The 24,078-nt window shown below is 68.5% G+C and carries 27 protein-coding genes; 4 read left to right on the plus strand and 23 right to left on the minus strand.

Annotated features, from left to right (window positions below):
* Positions 1–4: 4 nt before the first annotated feature.
* The 17 genes from ACF8ME_RS00575 to ACF8ME_RS00655 all read right to left on the minus strand — a co-directional run bounded on the left by ACF8ME_RS00575 (position 5) and on the right by ACF8ME_RS00655 (position 14,213).
* The gene (locus ACF8ME_RS00575; RefSeq protein ID WP_392414892.1) at positions 5–376 is read right to left on the minus strand and encodes an oxidoreductase; all 372 of its coding nucleotides are present in this window, start codon (positions 374–376) and stop codon (positions 5–7) included.
* A 285-nt stretch (positions 377–661) separates the two neighbouring features.
* The gene (locus ACF8ME_RS00580; protein ID WP_016445226.1) at positions 662–1,093 is read right to left on the minus strand and encodes a hypothetical protein; all 432 of its coding nucleotides are present in this window, start codon (positions 1,091–1,093) and stop codon (positions 662–664) included.
* A gap of 142 nt (positions 1,094–1,235) precedes the next feature.
* Positions 1,236–2,741, minus strand: a complete 1,506-nt coding sequence (locus ACF8ME_RS00585; RefSeq protein WP_392414894.1) for a cobyric acid synthase — start codon at positions 2,739–2,741, stop codon at positions 1,236–1,238.
* The gene (locus ACF8ME_RS00590; protein WP_392414896.1) at positions 2,728–3,771 is read right to left on the minus strand and encodes an aminotransferase class I/II-fold pyridoxal phosphate-dependent enzyme; all 1,044 of its coding nucleotides are present in this window, start codon (positions 3,769–3,771) and stop codon (positions 2,728–2,730) included. Before ACF8ME_RS00590 ends, ACF8ME_RS00585 begins: the two co-directional genes overlap by 14 nt.
* On the minus strand, positions 3,768–4,850 hold the full coding sequence (gene cbiB, locus ACF8ME_RS00595) for an adenosylcobinamide-phosphate synthase CbiB (protein ID WP_392414898.1): 1,083 nt from the start codon (positions 4,848–4,850) through the stop codon (positions 3,768–3,770). The genes ACF8ME_RS00590 and cbiB overlap by 4 nt, the downstream gene beginning before the upstream one ends.
* Positions 4,847–5,554, minus strand: a complete 708-nt coding sequence (gene bluB / locus ACF8ME_RS00600) for a 5,6-dimethylbenzimidazole synthase (protein ID WP_392414900.1) — start codon at positions 5,552–5,554, stop codon at positions 4,847–4,849. The genes cbiB and bluB overlap by 4 nt, the downstream gene beginning before the upstream one ends.
* Before the next feature lie 39 nt (positions 5,555–5,593).
* Positions 5,594–6,163, minus strand: coding sequence for a cob(I)yrinic acid a,c-diamide adenosyltransferase (gene cobO / locus ACF8ME_RS00605; RefSeq protein ID WP_013803210.1), 570 nt, complete (start codon positions 6,161–6,163; stop codon positions 5,594–5,596).
* 63 nt (positions 6,164–6,226) lie between these two features.
* Positions 6,227–6,883 carry an aspartate/glutamate racemase family protein gene (locus ACF8ME_RS00610; protein ID WP_013803211.1) on the minus strand — a complete coding sequence of 219 codons (657 nt, stop codon included), beginning with the start codon at positions 6,881–6,883 and terminating at the stop codon, positions 6,227–6,229.
* Positions 6,884–6,912: 29 nt separating this feature from the next.
* The gene (locus ACF8ME_RS00615; protein ID WP_133072894.1) at positions 6,913–7,350 is read right to left on the minus strand and encodes a TA system VapC family ribonuclease toxin; all 438 of its coding nucleotides are present in this window, start codon (positions 7,348–7,350) and stop codon (positions 6,913–6,915) included.
* Positions 7,347–7,592 carry a DUF6364 family protein gene (locus tag ACF8ME_RS00620; protein WP_016453068.1) on the minus strand — a complete coding sequence of 82 codons (246 nt, stop codon included), beginning with the start codon at positions 7,590–7,592 and terminating at the stop codon, positions 7,347–7,349. Before ACF8ME_RS00620 ends, ACF8ME_RS00615 begins: the two co-directional genes overlap by 4 nt.
* Positions 7,593–7,817: 225 nt before the next feature.
* Positions 7,818–8,609, minus strand: coding sequence for a phytanoyl-CoA dioxygenase family protein (locus ACF8ME_RS00625; RefSeq protein ID WP_016445218.1), 792 nt, complete (start codon positions 8,607–8,609; stop codon positions 7,818–7,820).
* An 84-nt stretch (positions 8,610–8,693) separates the two neighbouring features.
* Positions 8,694–9,494, minus strand: coding sequence for an aminoglycoside phosphotransferase family protein (locus ACF8ME_RS00630; RefSeq protein ID WP_392414902.1), 801 nt, complete (start codon positions 9,492–9,494; stop codon positions 8,694–8,696).
* 16 nt (positions 9,495–9,510) lie between these two features.
* A complete protein-coding gene (locus ACF8ME_RS00635; protein ID WP_392414904.1) occupies positions 9,511–10,314 on the minus strand; it encodes an ABC transporter ATP-binding protein in 804 nt (267 codons plus the stop codon).
* Positions 10,311–11,294, minus strand: a complete 984-nt coding sequence (locus tag ACF8ME_RS00640) for an iron ABC transporter permease (protein ID WP_016453071.1) — start codon at positions 11,292–11,294, stop codon at positions 10,311–10,313. The genes ACF8ME_RS00635 and ACF8ME_RS00640 overlap by 4 nt, the downstream gene beginning before the upstream one ends.
* 41 nt (positions 11,295–11,335) lie before the next feature.
* Entirely contained in the window at positions 11,336–12,226 is an 891-nt protein-coding gene (locus ACF8ME_RS00645; protein ID WP_392414906.1) for an ABC transporter substrate-binding protein, read from the minus strand.
* The gene (locus ACF8ME_RS00650) at positions 12,223–12,816 is read right to left on the minus strand and encodes a bifunctional adenosylcobinamide kinase/adenosylcobinamide-phosphate guanylyltransferase (RefSeq protein ID WP_017407402.1); all 594 of its coding nucleotides are present in this window, start codon (positions 12,814–12,816) and stop codon (positions 12,223–12,225) included. The genes ACF8ME_RS00645 and ACF8ME_RS00650 overlap by 4 nt, the downstream gene beginning before the upstream one ends.
* Complete coding sequence (locus ACF8ME_RS00655; protein ID WP_392414908.1) at positions 12,816–14,213, minus strand: cobyrinate a,c-diamide synthase; 1,398 nt, start codon at positions 14,211–14,213, stop codon at positions 12,816–12,818. Before ACF8ME_RS00655 ends, ACF8ME_RS00650 begins: the two co-directional genes overlap by 1 nt.
* A gap of 255 nt (positions 14,214–14,468) precedes the next feature.
* Between ACF8ME_RS00655 and ACF8ME_RS00660 the strand changes: the two genes are divergently transcribed.
* The 3 genes from ACF8ME_RS00660 (at position 14,469) to ACF8ME_RS00670 (ending at position 16,322) form a co-directional block, all read left to right on the plus strand.
* Positions 14,469–14,678: a hypothetical protein gene (locus tag ACF8ME_RS00660; protein WP_012204637.1), complete on the plus strand. Its 210-nt coding sequence runs from the start codon at positions 14,469–14,471 to the stop codon at positions 14,676–14,678.
* 32 nt (positions 14,679–14,710) lie between these two features.
* Positions 14,711–15,112: a cell division protein ZapA gene (locus tag ACF8ME_RS00665; RefSeq protein WP_016445211.1), complete on the plus strand. Its 402-nt coding sequence runs from the start codon at positions 14,711–14,713 to the stop codon at positions 15,110–15,112.
* A gap of 391 nt (positions 15,113–15,503) precedes the next feature.
* Positions 15,504–16,322, plus strand: coding sequence for a sulfite exporter TauE/SafE family protein (locus ACF8ME_RS00670; protein ID WP_016445210.1), 819 nt, complete (start codon positions 15,504–15,506; stop codon positions 16,320–16,322).
* Here ACF8ME_RS00670 and ACF8ME_RS00675 read toward each other — a convergent pair.
* From ACF8ME_RS00675 to hemN, 4 genes are all read right to left on the minus strand, one after another.
* Positions 16,286–18,772, minus strand: coding sequence for a bifunctional diguanylate cyclase/phosphodiesterase (locus ACF8ME_RS00675; protein ID WP_034363067.1), 2,487 nt, complete (start codon positions 18,770–18,772; stop codon positions 16,286–16,288). The genes ACF8ME_RS00670 and ACF8ME_RS00675 overlap by 37 nt on opposite strands.
* Entirely contained in the window at positions 18,769–20,013 is a 1,245-nt protein-coding gene (locus ACF8ME_RS00680; RefSeq protein WP_016445208.1) for an HD-GYP domain-containing protein, read from the minus strand. The genes ACF8ME_RS00675 and ACF8ME_RS00680 overlap by 4 nt, the downstream gene beginning before the upstream one ends.
* A gap of 173 nt (positions 20,014–20,186) precedes the next feature.
* Complete coding sequence (locus ACF8ME_RS00685; RefSeq protein WP_392414910.1) at positions 20,187–20,912, minus strand: sulfite exporter TauE/SafE family protein; 726 nt, start codon at positions 20,910–20,912, stop codon at positions 20,187–20,189.
* Positions 20,913–20,917: 5 nt separating this feature from the next.
* The gene (gene hemN / locus ACF8ME_RS00690; protein WP_026062632.1) at positions 20,918–22,300 is read right to left on the minus strand and encodes an oxygen-independent coproporphyrinogen III oxidase; all 1,383 of its coding nucleotides are present in this window, start codon (positions 22,298–22,300) and stop codon (positions 20,918–20,920) included.
* A gap of 161 nt (positions 22,301–22,461) precedes the next feature.
* On the opposite strand from hemN, the gene fnr reads away from it, so the two are divergent.
* Complete coding sequence (fnr, locus tag ACF8ME_RS00695) at positions 22,462–23,181, plus strand: fumarate/nitrate reduction transcriptional regulator Fnr (RefSeq protein ID WP_016445205.1); 720 nt, start codon at positions 22,462–22,464, stop codon at positions 23,179–23,181.
* A gap of 81 nt (positions 23,182–23,262) precedes the next feature.
* Here fnr and ACF8ME_RS00700 read toward each other — a convergent pair whose 3' ends face one another.
* Positions 23,263–23,550, minus strand: coding sequence for a hypothetical protein (locus tag ACF8ME_RS00700; RefSeq protein WP_016445204.1), 288 nt, complete (start codon positions 23,548–23,550; stop codon positions 23,263–23,265).
* Between the two features lie 182 nt (positions 23,551–23,732).
* A complete protein-coding gene (locus tag ACF8ME_RS00705; RefSeq protein ID WP_016445203.1) occupies positions 23,733–24,047 on the minus strand; it encodes a FixH family protein in 315 nt (104 codons plus the stop codon).
* Positions 24,048–24,078: the final 31 nt, after the last annotated feature.

Below are 24,078 nucleotides of genomic sequence, written 5' to 3' on the forward strand. Positions count from 1 at the left end.
GCGTTCAGGAATATTCCAGATCGCTGTGCTTGCCGACCACCAGCCGGCCGGCCGACAGCGACATCATCAGCAGCGCAATCGCCTCATGCATGATCAGCGTGTGCGTGTTGCCGGTCTCCACCATCTTGCTGCGCAACGACTCGCGCACCTGGGGGGAGCCGGTCACGTCGATGATGATGTCGACCGCTGCATCCACCAGATCCATGAACCGTGTGGTGACCGGCACGCCACGCGCGCGCGCCAGTGCGATGCCGGGCTGGTCCAGGTCCAGGTCGGCCACCCCGAGCAACTGCACGAAGGGCGCGTCCAGCAACTGCTGCAGCAAGGGAGTGCCGGTCTGCCCCGCACCAATGACCACGATCCGGAAGGCTTGCATGGGATGAATCCTTTTTCCATATGGGAAGTACGGCGCCATCATAGAAATGCCTTGCCGGTGCGCGCCGGTCCGGGGCGGGTGGAATGGGTTTGTATGACCCAGGTCAAATCCGGTGGACAGAGGCGTGGTGGCGGGCCAGGTCTCTGCGGTCGAGGTTCGATACCGGCTGCCTGCAGCACGGACCACACCACCGGCTGCTGACGCGGGAGCCTGCATTCGCCCGCAAAAAAACCCGCCGGCTTCGTGGCCCGGCGGGTTTTCTCAGGTGAATAACAGCAGACGCTGTTATTGCCTTACAGGAACCTGTTCCGTGTACTCGCGCAGCACGCCGCCGCCTTCGACGGAGCCGCTGACCTGGCCGTCCTTGACGCGCTCCACGCAGGAGCGGCGGTCGCCTTCGTTCTTGAAGACATCGCAGCGGGCCACGGCATTGCGCTGGAAGTTGTCGCCCGACTGGACACCGCCTCGGCGCGATTGCTCCTGGACGGCGGCGGCCTCGTGCTGGGCAGGGTCGCGGCGGTCATAGCCGCGCTTGGCGGGCCCCTTGTGCTCGGCGTGCTTCTTGTGGTGGTGATGGGGCTTGGCCTTTTCCGCGGCGGGGGGCGGAGGCGGCGTGCCATCAGGCCCGGGGCCGGGCTGGGCGGTGGCCAGGCCGGCCATGCCCAGGACGGCAGCGCCAATACACAGCTGCAGGGGACGGATCCATGGATTCTTCATAGCTTCACTCCATTCCTCGTGAAAAAGTCAAGGCCCAAGCATGCGTGTTTTCCAACTCCCCATTTATCGGTACAGCACGGCTGCGCATGCAGTCCATGGCCTACATGTTGCCGCGCAACGCGCAAGCGGTGGCCGACCTGGGTCAAGCCTGGGTGGCAAACCAGCGCTGAACGCCGTCGGCCATGCGCGCGAAGACGCTGTCCAGCGTGGGAACCTCGGCACCCCACAGGGCGCGCAGCACGTCCGCGTTCTCGAACAGGCCGTGCCAATAGCAGCCGGCGATGCGGCCGTCAGGGCTGTGCCACAGCAGGCCCGGCACGGGCTCGGCCACGGCACTGCCAGCGGCCACCATGTCGGGGCGCACGCTGGTCTGGCCATGGTGGATTTCATAGACCCGGGCCTGCACGCCGGACAGCGCCGCCAAAGCCCCTGGCAGCGGCGGCAGCTGCACGCTGGCGGGCAGCACGGTCTTGTCGGGCGCGAACAGGGTCGTCAGCGGCAGCAGGCCCAGGCCGGCTGCGTTGCCGTCCACGCCGTGCAGGTCGATCAGCGCCTCGCCCAGCATTTGCAGGCCGCCGCAGATGCCCAGCACCTGCCGGCCTGCCGCCGCATGGGCGGCGACGGCAGCATCCAGGCCCTGGGTTCTCATCCAGGCCAGATCGGCAGCCGTGGCCTTGGAGCCCGGCAGGATGATCCAGTCCGCGCCGGCCAGCTGGGCCGGCGTGCGCGCCCAGACCACGCGCAGGCCCGACACCTGCAGCAGGGGCTGGAATTCGTCGAGGTTGCTGATGCGCGGGTAGGCGACGATGGCGATGGTGGTGTGCACGGCGCGTCCCGCCCCTCCTCCAGAGCCACGGTCGTCAAAGACGCCATCCTCCTCCGGCAGGCCATGCTGGAACTGCATGGGGATGGTGGCCACGGTGGGCACGCCGGTGCGCTCCTGCAGCATCTGCGGGGCGGGCGCCAGCAGGCTGGCGTCGCCCCGGAATTTGTTGAGCACGAAGCCGCGGATCAGCGCCTGTTCTTCCGGCGGCAGCAGCGCCCAGGTGCCGTAGAGGTGGGCAAAGGCGCCGCCCCGGTCGATGTCGGACACCAGCAGGCAATGCGCGCCGCAGTGGCGCGCCACGCGCATGTTGACGACGTCGCTGGCATGCAGGTTGATCTCGGCCGGCGAGCCTGCGCCCTCGATGACGACCACGTCGTTGTCGGCACGCAGGCTGTCCAGCGCCTCGGCGATCTGCGGCCACACGCGGGCGCTGCGGCCGCGCCAGGGCAATGCCGAGAGTTCCTCGCTGACCCGGCCCAGCAGCACGACCTGGCTGCGCATGTCGGCCTCGGGCTTGAGCAGCAGCGGGTTCATGCGCACATCGGGCGCGCAGCCTGCGGCCAGGGCCTGCAGGTACTGTGCCGTGCCGATCTCGCCCCAGGCACCGCCCGGCGCGCAGACCACGCGCGCGTTGTTGCTCATGTTCTGCGCCTTGAAGGGCGCCACCTTGTAGCCCTGGGCGCGGTACCAGGCGCACAGCGCGGTGGCCACCCAGCTCTTGCCGGCACCGCTGCTGGTGCCCAGCACCATCACGCACAGCGCGGGGCGCTGGCCGGGCTCGGGCAAGGGCAGGTTCACGGCGGCGGGTTCACTCGATTGCATGGTGTTTCTCCATTGGCTGCCAGGCAGCCAGCAAGGCGTTCTGGGATGCGGGCGCCAGCACGCCCATGCGCACGCAGCCGGGCAGGCCAAAGCTGTCGCAGTCGCGCAGCTTGATGCCCTGCGCGCGCAGTTGGGCCAGACGCGTCTGCATGGCGTCGCCCTGCCGTGCCTGCGGCCAGCGCGCCACAAAGTAATTGGCCTGCGAGCCGGGCAGCACCTGCCAGCCCAGGCGCTGCACCAGATCGATCTGTTGCGCCTTCCAATCGCGCAGCCGTTGCAGGCTTTGCGCCAGCCATTGCCGGGTGGCCGGTGCGGTCCAGGCCGTGAGCATGGCCTCGCCATGGGCGCCCACGGGCCAGGAGGGTGACAGGGCACGCAAGGCATCGATCTCGTCGTGCGGCACGGCTTCGGGCGCAATGGCGTAGGCCGCGCGCACGCCGGTCATGCCAAGGGCCTTGTTGGGAGTCCACATCTGCCAGGCATCGCGCACCAGGGAGGGCACGGCGGGTTCCATGCCCGGCTCCAGTCTGAGGGGCGCATAGGCGCAGTCGATCACGCGCCAGGTGCCGGGCGGTGCGGGCTCGGTCCACAGGGGCCAGACATCCTCGGGCCGCCCCAGGGGGCTCGATGGTGCACAGGCCCAATGCAGGCCTGGGCCAGCTTCGGTGATACCGTCGCGCACGGCCTGGCGCAGGCGCCAGACCTGGGCCGCGTGGGCGTAGTCGCCGTAATGGTGTGCCGGCAGGCTGGCGACGGCCGCGCCCTCGCGCACCGCATGCATGGTGATTCGGTGGATGAAGTCGCTGGCGCTGGCCGCGATGACGATGCGCCCGGCCGTAACGCCATGAAAGTCCGCCAGGCGCGCACGCAGCGCCGTGTACTGCGGGTCGGGGTACTGGGCCGCGTGGGCCTGGGACAGCGCATCCAGCGCCTGCGGGCAAGGTCCGCAGGCATTGCGGTTGGTGGAGAAATCGTGCGCGGGCACGCCCAGCGCATCCGTGCCGCCGTGGGTGACTGGGATCGGTTTCATGGTGTCTTTCCTGCCATCGCCCATGCAATGACCAGGGCGGCGGCCAGCCCTGCAGCCACCAGCATGGCGACCACGCGGCCCGCATGCGCCACGGCCTGCTGCAGCTCGGCCGCCTGCGGCACGCGGCCTGCGGGGTTGAGCACGTAGACGCCGGGCTTGCCCAGGCGCACGCCCAGCAGCCTTGCCATGGCGCCCATGGGCCAGCCGCCGTTGGGCGACGGGGTGATGCGCGCGTCCTGGCGCAGCGCACCCCAGCCCGGCCGCCGGCCAGCGGCCAGGCCGGACAAGGCCAGCAGCAAGGCGGTCAGGCGCGCCGGTATCCAGTTGAGCAGGTCATCGGCACGCGCCGTCCATTTGCCGGCCCATTGCCAGTGGCGCCGCTCATCGCCCTGCCCGCGCCAGCCCGGGTAGCCCCACATGGCATCGGCCGTATTGGCAAAGCGGTAGAGGGCCGCGCCCGGCAGGCCGGCCACGGCAAACCAGAACAGCGGCGCCAGCACCGAGTCGCTGAGGTTCTCGGCCAGGGTTTCGATGGCGCTTTCGCGCACCTGGCCTGCGTCGAGCTGCGCCGTGTCCCGGCTGACCAGCCAGGTCAGGCGCTCGCGGCCTGCGGGCAGGGATTGCTGCAGTGCAGCTTCCACGGCCAGCACCTCGTCGCGCAGCATGCGCCAGGACAAAAGCGGCTTGAGCAGCACGCCCAGCACCAGGGCGCCCAGCCACCAGGGCATGGGCGGCAGCAGCCACTGGATGAACGCGTAGATGGCGAAGAACAGCAGCGCCAGCAGGCACCAGGCGACGGCGCCCAGCGCAAAGCGTGGCCAGTCGCGCACATGTTGTTCGCGTGGGGCAATTCTTCGCCCAACCGCAGCCAGCAGCCGGCCCATGGCGACCACGGGGTGCATCCACACGGGCGGCTCACCCCAGAGCCGGTCGATCAGCAGGGCCACGGGAACGGCCAGCGCGGCGGCCAGGGCGTGGCGCGCCCAGGGTTCGGACACAGGCTGCGACAGCGCCTGCCAGCACCACCACAGCGGGCTGAGCGCGGCGCCCAGCAGTTGCCAGGAAGGGCTGTCGCTCATGCCTGCGGCTGCGGACCGGCGGCGCGCTGGCCCCAGAAGTCGTCGTAGAGCATGTCCTGCAGCGGTGCGCGGCTGGCCCACTTTTGCTGCTGCAGCATGGGCTCGGCATAGTAGGCCGACACGGGGCCCAGGCACAGCACGGCCAGCGGCCGGCTGCCCACGGGCATTTGCAGCAGCGCGGCCAGCACCTCGGGATCGAACAGCGAGACCCAGCCCAGCCCCAGCCCCTCCGCACGCGCGGCCAGCCACAGGTTCTGGATGGCGCAGGCGGCCGAGGCCACATCCATCTCGGGCAAGGTGCGGCGACCGAAGACATGGGCATCGCGCCCGGGCGGCATGGCCACGACCAGCACCTCGGCCGCATCCAGCACGCCCTGGACCTTGAGCTGCATGAAGTCTTCCTCGCGCTCGCCCAGCGCACGCGCGGTCTGCAGGCGTTCCTGCTCGATCACGGCATGGATCTCCTGGCGCAACTGCGCATCGCGCACGCGGATGAAGCGCCAGGGCTGCATGAAGCCGACGCTGGGCGCATGGTGGGCGGCGCGCAGCAGGCGCAGCAGCACCTCGGGCGCGACCTCGCCGCCGCAGAAGTGGCGCATGTCGCGCCGCTCATGGATGGCTCGGTAGACGGCTGTCCGCTCGGCCTCGGCAAAGGGTTGGGCGGGAATGGTCTCTGGCGCCCGGGAATGCGTTTCGCTGCTCATGCCGCCATTGTCCGCCGCAGGCCGGGCCTGCGGGCGTCATCAGTCCTCAATACCACGCTGGGCGGGAATGCCGGCCTGGAAGGCGTGCTTGACCAGTTCCATGCGCGTGACGGTATCGGCCACGGCAATGATTTCCTCGGGGCAGCGGCGGCCCGTGAGCATGACGTGCACATGGCGCGGGCGGTCGGCCAGGGCTTGCAGCACAGGCTCCAGCGGCAGCCAGCCATAGATCAGCGGATAGGTGATTTCGTCGAGCACGACCAGGAAGTGATCACCCGAGAGGATGGCGGTGCGCGCACGCTCCCAGCCCTCGCGCGCGATCTGGGCCGACCGCTCATGGTCCTGGCTCTTCCAGCTGAAGCCGTCGCCCAGTCCCTCGATGGGCATGCCCAGCTGCTCGAACATGCGGTGCTCGCCAAACCGCGCCGTGGGCACCTTCATGAACTGGAAGATCTTGACGGACTTGCCCCGGCCATGCGCGCGCAGGGCCAGGCCGAAGGCCGCCGTGCTCTTGCCCTTGCCGTCGCCGGTGTTCACCAGCACCAGGCCACGGCGTTCGCCTTCGGGCTTTTCATAGGGCTTTTCCGTCGGGGCCTGTTCAATCTGCATGGGTCTGTCGTCCTCAAAAGTTGCACACGCTGCGGCGGGCATGCGCCGCAGCGGAGCGCCACTTTAACCGAGGCGCACGCCCAGCCGGCGCTGCAGGGCACGCACGGCGCTGTCCACCGTGGTGAGCACGGGCAGGCCCGTGGCGGCCTCGCAGGCCGCGCGGGCACGCGCCATGCTGAACTGGGCCAGCGCAATGCGCGTGCAGCCACGCGCAGCCAGGGCCCTGGCCTGCTCGACCACCAGGCGGTCATGCGTGGCGGTGTCGCCCCGGTTGAGCGCGTCCATGGCGCCATCGGCCAGGGCGGGCACGAGTTCGATGCCGGCCGGAAACTCCGGCGGCATGGACTGCAGCGTGGGCGCGAAGCTGGAGATCAAACCCAAGGCCCCCTGCTGGCCCTGCACGGCCTCTTCGATCATGGCCTCGTTGGGCTTGAGCACAGGCAGCGGCGCATGGCGCGCGGCCACGGCCTCGATGCAGGGGCCGAAGGCCGAGCAGGTGAACAAGATCCCCTGCGCGCCCGTGTCCACGGCGTACTGCGCCAGGCGCTGGAAACGCTCGTGCATGGCGGCGTCCAGCCCGCGCCCGTTGCGCGCCAGGTCGGCCGAGAGGCTGTCGTCCAGCAGGTTCATGCGTACCGCCTCGGGCCAGTCGCGCGCAAAGGCTTCGTTGATGGGAGCGACGGAATGGCTGAGGGCGTGGATGAGGGCGATGCGGGTCATGGATTGGGGGAATCTGAAAAGGAAAGGAATTATTGGGGCGCCAGCCGGGTGAACTGGGAGCGCGGCAGCAGGCGCTTGAAATCGGCATCGAAGCTGACCACATGCTCGCCCTGGTGGATGGCGGCAGCGGCCAGCCAAGCGTCCGGTACGTCATTGGCGGAAAGCGCCTTGTCGGCGCACAGTTGCCTTAACGCCGGCCATTCGGCACCCAGCACGGCCTGCTCGACGCCGGGCGATGCCAGCAATGCGTCAACGAAGCGCAAAGCCTCGACCATAGGAGTCGGGTTGACGAAGATCTTCGGATGCGTGACCAGGCGCAGAAAGTTCGCCACCACCATGGGCTGCAATTTCAGCAGCACGCCCTGGCTGGCATCGGCCATGGCCTGCTCCAGCCAGTCGCGGGCCACCGAATGATGGGGGTGGTCGCTGCGCGATGCCGCAATCAGCAGGTTGACATCGGGCGTCATGGTTGATCCTGCTGACCGGCGGCATCCAGCAGCGCGCGGTTGCTCAGTGCGTCCAGCCCCGGTGCCAGTCCGCCCTTGCCGTGGTAGACGGGAAGGCGCACGCGCCGGGCAGGCGCCTGGGCCTTGCGCAAGCGCAATTGCAGGCCCTCCTCGATCAGGCGCGTCAGGCTGGTGTGCTGCTGTGCCGCATAGGTCTTTGCTTCGGTCAGCAATGCATCGTTGAGGTCAAGCGTGGTCTTCATGACGGCCCCCAGAGCAGGAATTTCGTACAGATTTCTCGCACAGATCCTTTGCAAAGATCTTTCGTACAGATTTCTGTATGTTAGAAAAATTCCGCTGGCAGGACAATCAGGCCGGCCTGCGCCCTTCAGATGCCCTTGGACGAGGGATGAGCGAAGGATGGGCGAAGGCATCATGCCCCTCACCACGCGGTCCACGATGGCCTTGGCCTCGTCCCCGATACGCCTTCAGCGATTCAGGTGTTCCCTGCAGCCTTTCGCGCCGATGACGATGCCGGTCAGAGATTCTTCGGCGTGTGTCATGGGCTCTGCACCCAGAGTGCCAATCTGCAGGATGACGTTGCGCCGCATTCCAGAGCCGGTATTCATGCCTCCGCCATGAAGCACCTTCGGGTGGATCGCCACGATCTGGCCTGGGTCACACTGCACGGTGACGGTGTCGGCCGGATCGGGAGTGGGCCAGGTGCCACTCACCTTCTGCTGCTGCGCCTCCTGGTCGGAGATGCGATGAGTGCCCGCATCGAAGCAGGTGGCACCGCTCTCCACCGACATGCCATCCAGGCAGATCATCAGACGGACAAAGCTGGAATCCCTGGTGCAGAAATACCCATTGGGATAATCGCGGTGCCAGGAGATCGACCGTCCGAATCCGGGATTCTTGATGGTCACGTTCATGAAATGAACCACTGCCTCGTCCACGCCAAGAAGCGTCGTTGCCGCCGAGACAAGCGCGGCATCGTGAAGTGTCTCTGCGAAGACTTCATCAAAGCGGGCGGGATCTCCAACAATGAAGATCGAGTTTCCGGTAAGGGCACCATCCAAGCCGGCGCGCTTGCTGGCCGGCAGATCTTTCTCGTACACCAACAGCTCGTCCAGCGCCGGATCCAGTGTCCTGGCCTGCGCATGGCGCTGGATGGCTTCAACAGATGCCACCAAGCTGTCGAGAAGGCCCTTCTCCATGGGTCTTGGCCAGATGACAAATCCCTGCTGTTCAAACATCCCCAGTGCATCGGCAAGCATCGAAAAATTCCTCCACCCTCTTTTTCTGTGAAGCGCCATTTCACCCTGTTGGGGCAGAAAAAGAGATGTATCGCAGTCTGAAAATCAGCATGCCAAGGCCGAAGCCGCCATTTGAGCCACAGCCATCGCAGCGCCAGGATCGTCGCCATCTTCCATGCTCCAGACGGCAGACAGCCCCGACCAGGCCAGCACCCATTGCAACAGGCGCCTGTGCTCAATGCCCGAGACTTCGGCAATGGTGGCCATGCGGTGCGCAAAGCGCCCCGGCGCCAGCGCGCTGGCGGGGTCGGGATTGCTCAGGATGTTGGCGTAGTCGAAGCCGCGCTCGCCGTGCAGGCCCTTGGGGTCGATGGCCAGCCAGCCCAGGGGGCCGAAGTCCAGCACATTGCCGTGGTGAAGGTCGCCATGCAGCACGGTCACGTCGCGCGGTGCGGCCAACAGCTCGCGCGCCGTGGTGGCGCACAGGCCGAGCAGGCTGGCGGTTCCATGGCCTTGTGCAAGCAATGCATGGAACCACTGCGTCAGCGGCACCAGGGGTGGCAACGCCTTGGCGCGCGGCAGGTGCAGGCGCTTGGCAGCGGTGCACAGGATGCGCGTGGCCTGCTCATCGCGCGCGCCACGGGCCATGTCCACCAGCGATTCGGGTCCTGTGGCGCGCAGCATCAGCAAGGCCGGCCCTTCCTGGGCCAGCACAGGCGCGGCGCCGTCGCCATTCCACCAGGCCATCAGGCGGGCGCCGGCCACCTCTTCGGGCGCCAGCGCAATCTTGAGCATGGCGGGCGTGCCGCCCTGCCGCACGGGCAGCAACACACCGCGCGGCGTGGACAGGGGCTGGCCATCGATGGTCAGAGCCCAGCGGCTCAGATACGGCGCATGGAGAGACATTTTTTCCAACAGGCAATCAGGGAGCTGCGGCTTGCCCCCGCAGCCGTGGCAGGGCCAGCCACTGCCCGTCGATGGCGCGGATGCGCAGCCGGTGCTCGAACACGGCCTCCAGCGCCGCATGCGTGGCCAGGTCGGCGCAGGCCCCCTGGTGCACCACTTGCCCCTTGTCGAGAATGACCAGGTCCTGGGCCTGCACGGCCATCGATATCTCATGCAGCACGCTGACCACGGTGCAGCCCTGGGCGACCAGGGCCTGCACGCATTCGAGCCAGTCGGCCTGGTGCGGCGGGTCGAGGTTGGCCAGGGGTTCGTCCATCAGCAGCACGCGGGCCTGCACGGCCAGGGCGCGCGCCAGCAGCACGCGCTGGCGCTCCCCGCCCGAGAGACTGCCCACGCTGCGCATGCGCCAGTCCCAGCCCTGGGTCTGGCGCAGGGCCTGCTCCACGGCGGCATGGTCTGCCTGGCTGGGCGCAGCCAGCCAGCCCTGGTGCGGCAGGCGGCCCAGCATGACCACGTCATGGACCCGCATGTCGCCGGCCACGGGCTGGTTCTGGCCCAGCCAGGCGAGCGAGCAGGCCCGTTCGCGCGCACTCCATTGCCGCAGCGGGCGACCCAGGAGCTCCACCTCGCCTTGCACGCCAGCGCCGGATTCCATGCCTGCCAGGGCGCGCAGCAGCGTGGATTTGCCTGCGCCATTGGGGCCGACGATGGCGGTCCAGCGGCCGGCGGGCAGGGCCAGGCTCAGGCCGCCCAGGACCTGTCGATCGCCCAGGCGAACCTTCAGGGCGCGCGCTTGCAGGGCGGGGGCCAGTGCCGTCATGCGCCCTCCCCGCCGCGCAGGGCGTGGCGGCGGTGCATGAGCCACAGCAGGTAGCTGCCGCCCAGCAAGGCCGTGAGCGCGCCCACGGGCAGCTCCTGCGGGGCGATGAGCCAGCGCGCCAGCAGGTCGGCGGCCAGCAGCAGCACGGCGCCCATGCCCGCGCTGAGCACCAGCAGCCAGCGGTGCATGGACCGCACCATGGAGCGCACCAGATGCGGCGCGGCCAGGCCGACGAAGGCGATGAGCCCGGTCTGCGCCACGGCCGTGCCCGTGGCCAGCGCCAGCAGCAAGATGAGCACCATGCGCAGCGGCGCCAGCGGCAGGCCCAGGCTGTGGGCCGTGGCCTCGCCCAGGGACAGGCCGTCGAGCACGCGGCCCAGGCACCAGGCGCCCATGGCGGTGGCCAGCAGCACGGCCAGCATCAGCGCGCAGGCGCCCCAGCCGATGAAGGAGGTGCTGCCCAGCATGAAGGCCTGCATGGCCTGCATGATGTCCGGGTTCATCAGCAGCACCAGCGATGCGGCCGCTCCCAGCACCACCCCCACCACCACACCGGCCAGCAGCAGGCGCATGGTGTTGTGCACGCCCTGGGCCAGCACCAGGGTCAGCAGCACGGCCAGGGCTGCGCCCGCAAAGGCCGCGCCCGTGACACCCAGGCGCGCCAGGCCCGCGAGTGCAAAGGGCGAGGCGCCCAGCGCCGCCATGCTCAGCGCCACGCCCAGCGAGGCGCCCGAGGCGCTGCCCAGCAGATAGGGATCGGCCAGCGGATTGCGGAACACGCCCTGGGCAATGGCCCCGGCCAGCCCCAGCAGGCCGCCGGCCAGCCAGGCGCCCGCCGTGCGCGGCAGCCGGATCTCGGTGACGATCTGCCAGGACAGCGGATCGCTGCGCGCGGCCCACACGCTTTCCCAGCCCGTGCTGCCCACGCCCGCACCCAGCAGCATGAGCAGGGCACTCACGGCCAGCAGGGCCAGCGCCATCCAAGGCGCCGCCAAGCCGCTGTGGTGCCTGCGGGCCTGCCTCACCGTGCGGCCCCGTTCAGGCAGCGCGCCATCAGCGCGGCGCCCTCGGCCATGCGTGGTCCGGCGCGCACCAGCACGTCCAGCTCGGCCGGTTCAAAGCGGCAGACGCGCCCGGCCTGCATGGCGCGCATGCGGCCCCAGCCCGGATAGGGCTCGCCCGAAGTGCCCAGGCTGCGGTCGCCGCCCAGGATGAAGTCCGGGTCGGCGCGCACCACGAATTCAGGGTTGATGCGCGGGAACGGCCCCAGCTGCGCACCCACGATGTTGCGCATGCCCAGGCGCGCCAGGGTCTCGCCGATGAACGAAGACTCGCCTGCGGCAAAGGGGCCGCGGTTGACCTCGAAGTACACGGTCTGCCCGCGCAGCGCGGGGGCCATGCTGCGCTCCACCTCCTGCATGCGCGCCTCGATGGCGGACCAGACACGGTCGGCCCCCTGCCCGGGCGGCAGGTCCAGCAACTGGCCCACGGTGCGCAGCACGGCCTGCGCATCGGCATGGGTGCGCGGCTCCAGCGCCACGACCTTGAGGCCCAATGCCTGCAGCCGCGCCACCGAGCGCGAGGCCATGGACACCAGCACCAGATCGGGCTTGAGCGCGACGATGGCCTCGATGTTGGGATCGATTCCGCCGCCCATCACGGGCAGGGTCTTCACATGGGCCGGCCAGTTCGAATAGCGGTCCACGCCGACCAGGCGCTGGCAGCCGCCCAGCGCGCACACGCTTTCGGTCAGCGAGGGCAGCAGGCTGACGATGCGCTGCGGCGGCGCGGGCAGCTCCACCTGGACACCCCGCCCGTCGGTGACCTGGATGGCCGCCCGCGCCGCAGGCAGGGCCAGCGCCAGGCACAGGGCCAGGCCCGGCCCCGCGAAGGCAAGACGCCATGGCCTCACGGCTGCGGGCCCTTGAGCGCCAGCGGCAGGCCGGCGCACATCAGCGTGACGGTTTCGCAGCTTTGCGCCGCGCGCTGGTTGAGCACGCCCAGCGCATCGACGAAGGCCCTCACCTGCGATCCCAGCGGGATCACGCCCAGGCCGATCTCGTTGCCGACCAGGATCACCGGGCCGGGCGCGCCCTCCAAGGCGTCAAGAAAGGCCGCGCATTGGCCCGACCATCCACGCGCCAGTTCCTCGGAAGGCTGGGCCGGCATCATCCAGTTGGTCAGCCACAGCGTCAGGCAGTCCACCACCAGCAGGCGCTGCGGCGTGCTGTGCCGCGCAAGCATGGCGGCCAGGTCCAGCGGCTCCTCAAGCGTGGCCATGCCGGGCACGCGCTCGGCGCGGTCGCGCCGGTGGCGGGCGATGCGCTCGCGCATTTCGTCGTCCCAGGGCTGGCCGGTGGCGATCAGCGCAGCCTCGCGGTCCGGTGCGCCATCGAGCCAGGCGCGCGCCAGCAATTCGGCGCGGCGCGACTTGCCGCTTTTCTGGCCGCCCACAATGAGCTGGCTGCGGGGAAGCGAAACGGTGGAGATGGGCTCGGTCATCACGCGGTCCCCGGATGAATGTCGGCGCCCAGCAGCGCGGCCACGGCACGCGGCTGCGAGGCAAACCAGGCATGGAAATAGCTGGCATGCACGCTGCCGTGGCGGTACAGCGCCTCGCCCCGGTCGGGATGGGCGTCCTGTCCCGGACGGCTGCTGCGCCCGGCCTCGGTCATGGAAGTCTCCAGCCGGCTGTAGTGAAAGGTGTGCCCGCGCAGCAGGCCCCAGGGCGTGGGCAGCTGCAGCATGCCCAGTCCGGCCAGGCGCGGCTGCATGCAGGCATGGCCGGGCAACAGGCCCCAGAGGTCCGTGGTCCGGCCCGCGGTGTCGGTCAGTCGCTCGCACAGCGCCAGCATACCGCCGCACTCAGCCCAGACCGGGCGGCCGGCAGCCACGTGGCCGGCGATGTCGCCGCGCAGCGCGGCATTGGCGGCCAGAGCATCCAGGTGCAGCTCGGGATAGCCGCCGGGCAGCCACAGCGCATCGCAATCCGGCAGGCGCTCGCTGGCCAGCGGCGAGAAAAACGCCAGCCGCGCGCCCATGGCACGCAGGCAGTCGAGGTTGGCCGCATAGATGAAGCTGAAGGCCGCATCGCGCGCCACGGCCACGGTGCGGCCCGCCAGCCAGGGCTGCACCTGCTCGGTGCGTTCGGCAGGCAGCTCAAAATCCACGGACCAGTCCTGCCAGCTGGCGCCCTGCCCCGGCCCGGCCTGCCAGGGCAACTGGCCCAGCGGCGTAGCCTGCAGCGCGTCGGCGGCAACGTCCAGGCGCACCAGCGCATCGTCCAGTTCATGTGCGGCGACCAGGCCCAGGTGTCTTTCGGGCAGCAGCGAGGCGGCGCCCTTGCCCTGCACGCGCGCCAGCGCGCCCAGCCACAGCGAGGGATCGCGCAGGCCGGCACGCAGCAGATCGGCATGGTGGGCGCTGCCCACGCGGTTGGCCAGCAGGCCGGCCCAGCGCAGGCCCGGCCGATAGTGCTGCAGGCCATGGGCCAGCGCGCCAAAGGTGCCGGCCATGCCCGAGGCGTCGATGACGGCCAGTACCGGCAGGCCCAGCCGCTCGGCCACATCGGCCGCGCAGGGCGTGCCGTCGAACAGCCCCATGACGCCTTCCACCAGGATGAGATCGGCCTCGCAGGCGGCTGCGTGCAGGCGTGCACGCATGTCGGACTCGCCCGTCATCCACAGGTCTACGCTGTGCACGGGCGCGCCGCTGGCCAGTTCATGCCAGTGCGGATCCAGGAAGTCGGGGCCGCACTTGAACACGCGCACGCGCCGGCCCCGGCGCGCATGCAGCCGCGCCAGCGCAGCCGTCAGCGTGGTCTTGCCCTGGCCCGAAGCCGTGGAAGTGATCAGCAGCGCCGGGCAGCGTGCCCCGCCCTGGCCAAGGTCAATGTTCATGTGTTCGCTCCGCGCGGCGCATTGTAGTGCGCGCCCGCACCGCGGCCGCAACCAATGCTTACGCAATACATCCCGCCGAAGCAGACGAGTCCTACAGATGGCGCTACGATTTTGTGAGACAGTCTGGCGCTCGCTCTCCAATACCCGAGCAAGGCGCTGACGTCAAGCCGTGTACGCCTGCCTGTTACCAGGTTTCCTCGGATACTTCCACGGAATGTGCTCACTTCGTTCGCACGTCCTACAATCTCAGCGTCTATGACCTCCCAGACTTCCCTCGACCACATTGCAGAGCGCGTGGAGCGCCTGCTGGTTCGCCACGAGGAACTGCAACGCACCAATGCGCTGCTCGCCGAGCAGGTGGCGGCCCTGACCCAGGAGCGTGATTCGCTGCGCTCGCGGCTCAACGCCGCCCGGGCCCGCGTCGATGCCCTGATCGAGCGCCTGCCCTCCAACCAGGGGGCCTGACCCCTTCGCAACCGCCGACGCCCCGAACGCCCATGAAGCAGATCGAAGTGCAAATCCTGCAGCAAAGCTATGTGCTGACCTGCCCCGATGGCCAGGAAGAGCGTCTGCTCGAAGCCGTGCGCCGTGTGGACACGGCCATGACCCGCATCCGCGACAGCGGCAAGGTCCGCTCCCGCGAGCGCGTGGCCGTGCTGTCCGCGCTGAACATGGCCTTCGACGTGCTGGACCGCGAAGCCCAGGAAAGCGCCATGGCCACGGCCCAGGCCGAGATGCAGTCCCTGCATGACGAGGCCGCTTCCCAGCACAACGCCCCATCCCAGCCGCCCGAGCCCAGCCCCGAGGAGCTGGCCGAGCGTGCGCGCCAGCAGGCCCTTGCCGAGCAACTGGTGCTGCGCCTGGACCAGGCCCTGGAGGGCGATGCGCGGCTGATCTGAGCCTGGGCCGCCGCTGCCTTTCCTTGCCCCGCACGACAGCCTCTTCGGAGGCTGTTTTCATTGCATCGCCCATGTCAATGAAAAGCCCATGCCGTTCAAAGAACTTGATCGCGGGCCTGATCAACGGCCTTAGAATGGAGGCGTCTGCAAACCCGCCGGGCTTTATAGTTCCTTGGACCAATGCTCTATGAGCCCGGGCTTGGTACATTGCCATTCGAGCGTGATCGTCTCGCGTCAGATGAACCCAACGTCTGGCTGCCCTTGCCCCCCTGAACCCCGGTTCAGGATGACGGCCCGGTGGTCTTTGCAGACACCTGATTCCAACCCGGCGCACCTCCACGGTGCGCCGGGTTTTTTGTTGCCCGCCCCTCCACTACCGATCTGCCGCCGCATGCCTGATCTGCTGTTTCTCGAACTGGCCCTGCTGGGCCTGTGCTCCGGTTTCCTGGCCGGCCTGCTGGGAGTGGGCGGCGGCATGGTGCTTGTGCCGTTTCTGACCTACTTTCTCGACAAGCGCGGGGTCGGCCCGGACCTGTCCGTGAAGATGGCGATCGCCACGGCCATGGCCACCATCGTGTTCACCTCGATCTCCAGCCTGCGCGCCCACCACGGTCGCGGCGCCGTACGCTGGGACATCGTGCGCAGCCTGGCGCCGGGCATCATCACGGGCGGGCTGCTGGCCAGCCTGGGAGTCTTCGCACTGCTGCGTGGCAAGTACCTGGCGCTGTTCTTTGGCGTGTTCATCGGCTACATGGCGCTGCGCATGCTGCGCAGCAACAGCCAGCCCACGGCCACGCGCGCCCTGCCGGGGCCGCTGGGGCTGTACGGTGCGGGTACGGGCCTGGGCTTCATCTCGGGGCTGGTGGGTGCGGGCGGGGCCTTCATCAGCGTGCCCTTCATGATGCGCTGCTCGGTGCCCATGCACATGGCCGTGGGCACCAGCGCGGCGCTGGGCTTTCCGATTGCCGTGGTGAATGCGGCAGGCCTGATCTTCACAGGCGCCGGTGATGCGGGACGCCCCGAATACTCGCTGGGCTACCTGTGGCTGCCGGCCCTGCTGGCACTGGCCTGCTGCAGCGTGCTGACCGCACCGCTGGGCGCGCGGGCCGCGCACCGGCTGCCCGTGGCCCAGCTCAAGCGGATCTTCGCCACGCTGCTGTTCGGCCTGGCGGCCTACATGCTCTGGAAGGGCTTGAGCGCGGGCAGCTGAGCGCTTGCCACCTGGGCCATTCTCTGCCGGTAGGCGATGGCGCCGATGCCGGCGCGCTGGGCCTGCAGGCATTCGCCGAATTGCTCGCGCGGCAGGCCCGGCGCGCACAGAAAGCCCTGGAAGTAGTGGCCCTGCATGCGGTGGATGGCCGTCAGCTGCTCGTGCGTTTCCACGCCCTCGGCCACGATCTCCACGCCCAGCGCCAGCCCCAGGCTGATGATGGCACCGACGATGGCCTGGTCGCCCTCGTCGCTGGGCAGGCCGCGCACAAAGCTCTGGTCGATCTTGATCTTGGAGATGGGCAGCTTCTTCAGGTAGGCCAGGTTGGAGTAGCCGGTGCCGAAGTCGTCAATCACCATGCCCACACCCAGATCGGCGATCTGGCATACGCGCAGCGCCATGTCCTGTGCATCCTGCAGCAGGATGCTTTCGGTCAGCTCCAGCTCCAGCAGATGGGGCTCCAGGCCATAGCGGCGCAGCAGCTCGGTCACGCGCTCGACAAAGCCCGACTGGCGAAATTCCAGCGCCGAGACGTTGACCGACACCTTGATCGGCATGCCCTGCTTCTGCCAGCGCGCAGCCTCCTGCACCGCCTGCTCCATGACCCAGGCGCCCAGCGTGACGATGTAGCCCGACTCCTCGGCCAGCGGGATGAAGACACCGGGCGAGACCACGCCGAATTCGGGGTCGGTCCAGCGCAGCAGCGCCTCGGCCGCGACGATGCGGTCGCTGTCGATGTGCACCTGGGGCTGGAAGTACACGGCCATGCGGCCATGCTCCAGCGCCTGGCGCATGGCATGCTCCAGCTTCATGCGCGACAGCAGGCCCGCGCTCATTTGCGGCTGGTAGAAGCTGAAATGGCCCCGGCCCCGCTCCTTGACGCGGTACATGGCCGTGTCGGCCTGGCGGATCAGCTCGTCCAGCGTGAGGCCGTCGGCCGGGTACTGGGCCACGCCGATGCTGCACTGCACGGAAAAACCCAGGCCGTCGAGCAGGAAGGGCCGCTCCATCTCCTGCAGGATGCGCTTGGCCACCGCTGCAGCCAGCTCGGCGTTGCAGCCGTGCAGGTAGAGCACGAACTCGTCGCCGCCCAGGCGGCACAGGATGTCTACCGGCCGCATGCAGTCGCTCAGGCGCTGTGCGACCAGCTTGAGCACTCGGTCGCCGAACTGGTGGCCCAGCGAGTCGTTGATGATCTTGAAGCGGTCCAGGTCGATGAACAGGATGCTGAACACCGTGCCGCCTGCGCGTGCGGCCTCGATGGCCGCATCCACGCGCTCCGTGAGATTGAGCCGGTTGGGCAGGCCGGTGAGCGCGTCGCTGTAGGCCAGCTGTTCGATGCGCTGCTGTGCCACGCGCTGCTGGGTGAGGTCGCGCATGAAGCCGATGCTCTGCACCACGTCGCCCTGCGCATTGCGCAGCGGCACCCAGGACAGGCGCACGGCGCAGCGCGCACCGCCGGCCTGGCGCAGCCACAGGTCGCCCTCCCAGAAGCCGCCTTGATGCCACTGTATGCGGGCCAGGTCGCCCAGCGTGTCGGATGGGTCTTCGGTGGCTTCGAACAGCGATTCCACCGTGCGGCCCTGCACGGGCATGCCGCCCAGCAAGCGTTCGCAGGCCGGGTTGGTACGTGCCACGTCCATGTGGCCATCGGCGATGAAGATGCCGTCCAGGCTGGACTCGAAGACCCGCGCAGCCAGCTCCAGGCCCGCCTGGGTCTGGGCCTCGGCCGTGATGTCGCGGAAGGAGAAAATGCGCCCCATGGGCAGGCCCCGGCGCAGTTGGGGCACGGCGCGGCGCTCCAGGATGCGGCCGTCGCGCAGGTCCAGTACGTCGGACGCTTCCATCAGGGGCTGGGCCGACAGCAGCTTCAACTGCTGCGCGTAGGACTCGGCATCGCGCACCTGGCCGGCCAGGTGATCGAGGATGGCCGCGTCGTTGCGGCGCACCAGCAACGCCTCGGGAATGCCCCAGAGCGTGGCGAATCGGTGGTTGAAGGCGCGGATGCGGCCATCGGGATCGCACACCAGGATGGCGTCGGCCGCCGACTCCAGCGTGGCGCGCAACTCGCCCAGCAGGCTTTCGAATTCGGCCTCGTGCAGCGCCTGCTCGCGCCGGTCCAGCATGCTGACCAGGAGCACCTCGCCGTCGAGCGCGCGCACGCGCATCTCCACGGGCGCCAGCTGGCCGTCGGCACGGCGCACCTCGGAAATGAACTGGGCGCCGGCCTGCCAGTTGAAAGGGTCGCTCCAGAACGCCTGCTGCTGCGGCGTGGCGGCCAGCACCTGCACGGGCAATCCCACGGCGGCATCGGTCTCATAGCCGGTGACGGATTCGCTGGCGGCGTTGGCGCGCAGCACCTTCAGGCTGCGGGCATCGATCAGCCACAGCGCCTCCTGCAGGGCATCGAGCAGGCGGGGCCAGGCGCGGTTGAGCGCTTGCTTGTTCAAGACGCCACCTTCGGCGGATCCAATTCCACCGCCCGTTCAAAGTAATAGCAGACACGCCGGCGCGGCGACAGATAGTCCAGCGCGTCGCGCGGCAACTGCGCAGGAGCCACGCCCCGGCGTATGCCCAGCGCGGGAAACAGCTCCAGCGCCAGCACGGGCGCCTGGGCGGCCGGCACGCTGGCGTCATGGACCATCACCGAAGGCTTGAGCGGCCGTGATGCATTGACGGACATGACCATGGCATGGCGCCCATCGGTCAGCTCCACCACCGAGCCCGGCGGGAACACGCCCATCATCCGGATGAAGCCATTGAGCACGGGCGCGGCGAACTTGTCGCGCAGCCGGCTGAACAGCATGGACAGCGCCTCGTGCGGCGTGTGCGGCGTCTGCGCATCGCCGGGATTGCACAGGCGGTCATAGGTGTTGACCAGGGCCAGGATCTGGCCCGTGAGCTCCATGTCCTCGGCCACCAGGCTCAGCGGGAATCCCGTGCCGTCGGCCCATTCATGGTGCTGAGCGATGGCGGTGGTGACCTGGGCCGACAGGCCCATGCGCATGGCGATGGCCACCGATTCACCCACATGGCGCTCGTAGCGGTCGCGCAGCGCGTCGGGCACGGAAGACTCCAGGGCCAGGCCGTGCATGCCCTCGGCGCCGGCCACCGGCTTGCCGGCATCGTGCAGCAGCGCCGCCAGGCCCAGGTCGCGCAGCAGCGCAGCCTCCAGGCCCAGGGCCCGGCCCAGCAGCAGGCCGAGCACGGTCACGTTGACGGCATGCACGCTCTGGTTGCTGCCCACGCCATCGGACAGGAGGTGAATCGCCACGTCCTGCGGGCCGGCCAGTTCGGCCAGGCAGCCGTCGACCAGGGCTTCGGTGGGCATGCGCGCCTGCTCGGGCGCGCTGGCAAGGGTGGTTTCGATGGCCACATAGCCACGCTCCACCTTCTGAAAGCGCGCATTGCAGTCCTCCAGCCGGCCGCGCCAGTTGGGCACGGACAGCAGCAGCGGCGCTGCGGGTGCAGGTTCCTCGGCGGGCTCGGCTGCGGCGGCCGCCACAGCGGGCAGCGGCTGCGGCGGCGGAGTGCGCACCTCGGCCGGCCAGGCGTCGCTTTTGTGCGGAACGCAGCGCACCGCCTCCAGGCCCAGGGATTTCAGGGTCTGGATCTGTGCGCTGGAGGTGATCTTGAAGCTGCTGACCGGAAAAGGATGGTTCAGCCATCCAACATCGAGCTGGACAAACATGCCCGGACGGAGGTCTCGGATATCGATGAGGACGGAATGGTTCACGCGCGGCAACGGCCCCGAGGCTGAAGGAATCGGCAAATGTAAGCCGATGATTCGGGCATTATCTCCAGTTCTGAGGGCCTTGCAGGCAATCCGCGACCCTCAGGACCAAGTCTGTCCCCCGCTGTTGTTCATCGGCACCAGAGACTGGGCTTGTAGATCAGGTCCATCCACAGCGCCCACACGGCCACGCCCACCAGCATCAGGCCGGCCAGCCGCGTGCCCCATTCGGCACGCAGACCGTTCAGGCGCTGGCGGCCCAGCCGCCACAGCCAGGGGCCGGCCACCAGCCACAGCCCGCTGCCCACGCCAAAGGCCACCATGGCCGATGCGCCCTGCAAGGGGCCACCGCTGAGCGCGGCGACCAGCACGGCCGAATACAGCAGTCCGCAGGGCATGAGCGCCCAGGCATAGCCCGCCGCCAGCGTGCCGCCAGGGGCGGACACCCAGGGCTGCACGCGCCGCCAGGCGGCGCGGCCCGCAGACTCCAGCCAGGCGGGCTGGCGGGCCTGCACCATCATGGCCAGGCCCCAGGCCATCACGGCGACATGGGTCAGCGTCCAGAACGGCTGCAGCGCCGTGGTCTGGCTGGTGAGCCAGGACAGGCTTTCCATGGCCAGCGCCGAGGCAGCGCCCAGGCTGGCATAGCCGGCCAGCCGCCCGCTATGGAACAGCGCCGTGCGCAGCCACAGCCGGCTTTGCAGTCCATGGACGGCGACCACCTGCCCACCACCCTGTACCGTGCCCTGCCCCGCCCCGCCCGTGACCACGCCGCAGGGCGCGGCGCACATGGCAAGGCAATGGGGCCCGCCGACGAGCCCCATGATCAAAGCGGTCCAGAGCAGCGACAACAGCATGGGGCCTAGATGATCCTCGAAAACCGCGCCCGGTTCTTGTCGGCCTGCAGATATCGGTCAAACAGCATGGCCACGCCACGCACGAAGTACCAGCCCATGGGCGTGACCTGGAATCCCTCGTCGCTGATCTGCACCAGCCCCTTGGCCTGCAGGTCCTGAAGCGCCGCCAGCTCGGGGGCGAAGTACTCGCGAAAGCCCAGCAGCCAGGCCTGCTCCATGGGCTCGAACAGCACGGCGCCCTGGCACATGATGGCCATGATGACGGCGCGCCGCACCAGATCATCGCGCGACAGTGCCAGGCCGCGCACCACGGGCAGGTGGCCGGCGTCGATGGCGTCGTAGTACTCCTCCAGCGTCTTGGCGTTCTGGCTGTAGCTGGCCCCCACCTTGCCGATGGCCGACACGCCCAGCGCAATCAGGTCGCAGTCGGGCTGGGTGCTGTAGCCCTGGAAGTTGCGATGCAGCCGGCCCTGGCGCTTGGCCACGGCCAGCGCGTCCTCGGGCAAGGCGAAGTGGTCCATGCCCACGTAGACATAGCCGCCCTCCATGAAGGCCGCGATGGAGCGCGAGAGCATGGCCAGCTTGTCGGCGCCCTGGGGCAGGTCCTCGGCCGCGATGCGCCGCTGCGGCTTGAAGCGCTCGGGCAGGTGGGCATAGGCATAGAGCGCGATGCGGTCGGGCCGCAGCGCATTGACCTGGGCCAGCGTGCGCTCGAAGGACTCGGGCGTCTGCTTGGGCAGGCCGTAGATCAGGTCCACGTTGATGGAGGCAAAGCCCAGCTGCCGTGCCGCTGCCACCAGCGCGAACACCTGCTCGGCCGGCTGCACGCGGTGCACGGCGATCTGCACCTGTTCGTCGAAATCCTGCACGCCGAAGCTCAGGCGGTTGAAGCCCAGCTCCTTGAGCACGGCCAGGCGTTCGACGCTGACGGTGCGCGGATCGACCTCGATGGAGTATTCGCCGCCCGGCTCCAGCTTGAAATGCTCGCGCAGCAGGGCCATCAGCGTGCGCAGCTCATCGTCCGAGAAGAAGGTGGGCGTGCCGCCGCCCAGGTGCAGCTGGCTGACGGCCTGGCCCTTGCCGCAATGGGCCGTGTGCAAGGCCATCTCGCGCGCCAGGTAGTCCAGGTAGACGGCCGCGCGATCGTGGTGGCGCGTCACGATCTTGTTGCAGGCGCAGTAGTAGCACAGCGACTCGCAGAACGGCACATGCACATACAGCGACAAAGGCATGGCTCGCGCTGCGGTACTCGATTTGCGGTGCTCAAGTGCCAGGATATAGTCTTCAGCACCGAAAGCCTCCACGAAACGATCGGCCGTGGGGAACGAGGTGTATCGGGGCCCCGGTACGTCGAAGCGACGCAGCAGCTCTGGGGTGACAGCGGTCATGGGTTTTTTCCTCTAATGTCGTCCACTGTGCCGCAGCCCATTGGCCGCGTCCTTGACTCATATCAAGAGTTGTTCGCGGCAGTGCTGCGACAATTTGATCCAACTCATCGCCATCCACGAGGTCACCGCCGGCGCACTGCTGCGCCGCTGATGTTTACTCCATGAACCTTCAGACCATCAAAGCATCCTGTTCCAATTGCAACCTGCGCGAGCTGTGCATGCCCATGGGCCTGGATGCCGAGCAGATGCAGCGCATCGACGACATCGTGGCCACGCGCCGCAAGGTCAAGCGCGGCGGCCTGCTGTTTCGCAACGGTGAGTCCTTCACCTCGCTGTACGCCATCCGCACGGGCTTCTTCAAGACCTGCGTGGCCACCGAGGACGGGCGCGACCAGGTCACGGGCTTTCAGATGGCCGGCGAGATCATCGGCCTGGATGGCATCGTCAACGACCACCACACCTGCGATGCGGTCGCGCTGGAAGACGCCGAGGTCTGCGTCATGCCCTTCGACAAGCTGGAGGACCTGTCGCGCGAGGTCACGGCCCTGCAAAACCATGTGCACAAGGTCATGAGCCGCGAGATCGTGCGCGAGCATGGCGTGATGCTGCTGCTGGGCAGCATGCGTGCCGAGGAGCGCCTGGCCGCCTTCGTGCTCAACCTGGTGCAGCGCCTGCACGCCCGGGGCTTTTCCAAGTCGGAACTGGTGCTGCGCATGACGCGCGAGGAAATCGGCAGCTACCTGGGCCTGAAGCTGGAGACGGTGAGCCGCACCTTCTCGAAGTTTGCCGAGGAAAACATCATCGAGGTGCGCCAGCGCCATCTGCGCATCCTGGACACGGACGCGCTCAAGCGCATCGTCAACAGCCAGCAGTGCCAGTGAGGCCGCAAGGCCCCGCCCCCCGGCAATGAACAAGGCCCGCTGTCGCGGGCCTTGTTCATTGCCATTGCAGTGCACGCAGGTTCAATCGCGCCCCAGGCCCTGCATGGCCAGATTTGGGTCCGGCTCGGAGACCACGCCGTCGTTGAGATCGTGCGTGGAGCGTCCCAGCATGGTGGTCATGAGGCTGGACAGCATGGTCACGCCCCAGAAGGCGAAGAAGGCCAGCGTGTAGATTCCCTGCCGCGACCAGCCCAGGTCGCCGAGCCAGTGCAGCTCCAGCGGGTCCACGAAGGCGAATACCAGCATCTCCATCACGGCGGCGGCCAGAAAGGCCGGCCAGGCAATCCACATCCAGCGTTGGGCCAACATCAGCGATCTCCTTGAGCTGTCGAGGGGTGGCTTTCATTGTGCGCGCCGCCCTCGCACCGTGCCAAGCCCTGCGCACCCTGCACTGCCTGTAGGAAACCCTTGGCCCTCGCGCATGCTGGAGATGCCATCCACCATACAAAAAAGGCCGCGACTGCGGCCTTGTGCACGGCATTTTCCTGCGTTCAGCGGTCCGTGGGATGGTCCTGCGCGGGCGTGGCCGCGTGGTTGCGGCCGGTGACCGCGGGCGCCAGGCTCTTGGGCACTTCGCGCACGCCATCGGCACGCTCGTTGATGGTGATGCCATTGCGGTAATAGTCAGGATCGATCACGGGATCGGCGCCATTGATCGCAATGACGGCCGTGACCACGCCGGCCACCACGACGGCGGCCGGGCCGGCCACCACGAGCCAGACATGGGCGAACTTCCACCAGGGCTTGCCGGCGTCCGGATGCGAAGGGGCCGTGGCGGGCGCGGAGACTGCGGGACTGGAAGACATGGATAACCTCTTTCTTTCAAACAGCCGGCGC

Source organism: Delftia sp. WSY_7, assembly GCF_043104845.1.
GTDB classification, from domain to species: Bacteria; Pseudomonadota; Gammaproteobacteria; order Burkholderiales; family Burkholderiaceae_C; genus Comamonas; species Comamonas tsuruhatensis.

Excerpts from the sequence above, each read along its gene's own strand:
- ACF8ME_RS00585 (WP_392414894.1), bottom strand. The coding sequence starts at position 2,741 with ATGCAATCGAGTGAACCCGCCGCCGTGAACCTGCCCTTGCCCGAGCCC.
- cbiB (WP_392414898.1), bottom strand. The coding sequence starts at position 4,850 with ATGAGCGACAGCCCTTCCTGGCAACTGCTGGGCGCCGCGCTCAGCCCG.
- ACF8ME_RS00660 (WP_012204637.1), top strand. The coding sequence starts at position 14,469 with ATGACCTCCCAGACTTCCCTCGACCACATTGCAGAGCGCGTGGAGCGC.
- ACF8ME_RS00580 (WP_016445226.1), bottom strand. The coding sequence starts at position 1,093 with ATGAAGAATCCATGGATCCGTCCCCTGCAGCTGTGTATTGGCGCTGCC.
- ACF8ME_RS00615 (WP_133072894.1), bottom strand. The coding sequence starts at position 7,350 with ATGACGCCCGATGTCAACCTGCTGATTGCGGCATCGCGCAGCGACCAC.
- ACF8ME_RS00685 (WP_392414910.1), bottom strand. The coding sequence starts at position 20,912 with ATGCTGTTGTCGCTGCTCTGGACCGCTTTGATCATGGGGCTCGTCGGC.
- ACF8ME_RS00635 (WP_392414904.1), bottom strand. The coding sequence starts at position 10,314 with ATGACGGCACTGGCCCCCGCCCTGCAAGCGCGCGCCCTGAAGGTTCGC.
- ACF8ME_RS00680 (WP_016445208.1), bottom strand. The coding sequence starts at position 20,013 with ATGTTTGTCCAGCTCGATGTTGGATGGCTGAACCATCCTTTTCCGGTC.
- hemN (WP_026062632.1), bottom strand. The coding sequence starts at position 22,300 with ATGACCGCTGTCACCCCAGAGCTGCTGCGTCGCTTCGACGTACCGGGG.
- ACF8ME_RS00700 (WP_016445204.1), bottom strand. The coding sequence starts at position 23,550 with ATGTTGGCCCAACGCTGGATGTGGATTGCCTGGCCGGCCTTTCTGGCC.
- fnr (WP_016445205.1), top strand. The coding sequence starts at position 22,462 with ATGAACCTTCAGACCATCAAAGCATCCTGTTCCAATTGCAACCTGCGC.
- ACF8ME_RS00640 (WP_016453071.1), bottom strand. The coding sequence starts at position 11,294 with ATGGCGCTGGCCCTGCTGGCCGTGAGTGCCCTGCTCATGCTGCTGGGT.
- ACF8ME_RS00650 (WP_017407402.1), bottom strand. The coding sequence starts at position 12,816 with ATGACCGAGCCCATCTCCACCGTTTCGCTTCCCCGCAGCCAGCTCATT.
- bluB (WP_392414900.1), bottom strand. The coding sequence starts at position 5,554 with ATGAGCAGCGAAACGCATTCCCGGGCGCCAGAGACCATTCCCGCCCAA.
- ACF8ME_RS00665 (WP_016445211.1), top strand. The coding sequence starts at position 14,711 with ATGAAGCAGATCGAAGTGCAAATCCTGCAGCAAAGCTATGTGCTGACC.
- ACF8ME_RS00655 (WP_392414908.1), bottom strand. The coding sequence starts at position 14,213 with ATGAACATTGACCTTGGCCAGGGCGGGGCACGCTGCCCGGCGCTGCTG.
- ACF8ME_RS00630 (WP_392414902.1), bottom strand. The coding sequence starts at position 9,494 with ATGTCTCTCCATGCGCCGTATCTGAGCCGCTGGGCTCTGACCATCGAT.
- ACF8ME_RS00670 (WP_016445210.1), top strand. The coding sequence starts at position 15,504 with ATGCCTGATCTGCTGTTTCTCGAACTGGCCCTGCTGGGCCTGTGCTCC.
- ACF8ME_RS00610 (WP_013803211.1), bottom strand. The coding sequence starts at position 6,883 with ATGACCCGCATCGCCCTCATCCACGCCCTCAGCCATTCCGTCGCTCCC.
- ACF8ME_RS00620 (WP_016453068.1), bottom strand. The coding sequence starts at position 7,592 with ATGAAGACCACGCTTGACCTCAACGATGCATTGCTGACCGAAGCAAAG.
- cobO (WP_013803210.1), bottom strand. The coding sequence starts at position 6,163 with ATGCAGATTGAACAGGCCCCGACGGAAAAGCCCTATGAAAAGCCCGAA.
- ACF8ME_RS00590 (WP_392414896.1), bottom strand. The coding sequence starts at position 3,771 with ATGAAACCGATCCCAGTCACCCACGGCGGCACGGATGCGCTGGGCGTG.
- ACF8ME_RS00575 (WP_392414892.1), bottom strand. The coding sequence starts at position 376 with ATGCAAGCCTTCCGGATCGTGGTCATTGGTGCGGGGCAGACCGGCACT.
- ACF8ME_RS00705 (WP_016445203.1), bottom strand. The coding sequence starts at position 24,047 with ATGTCTTCCAGTCCCGCAGTCTCCGCGCCCGCCACGGCCCCTTCGCAT.
- ACF8ME_RS00625 (WP_016445218.1), bottom strand. The coding sequence starts at position 8,609 with ATGCTTGCCGATGCACTGGGGATGTTTGAACAGCAGGGATTTGTCATC.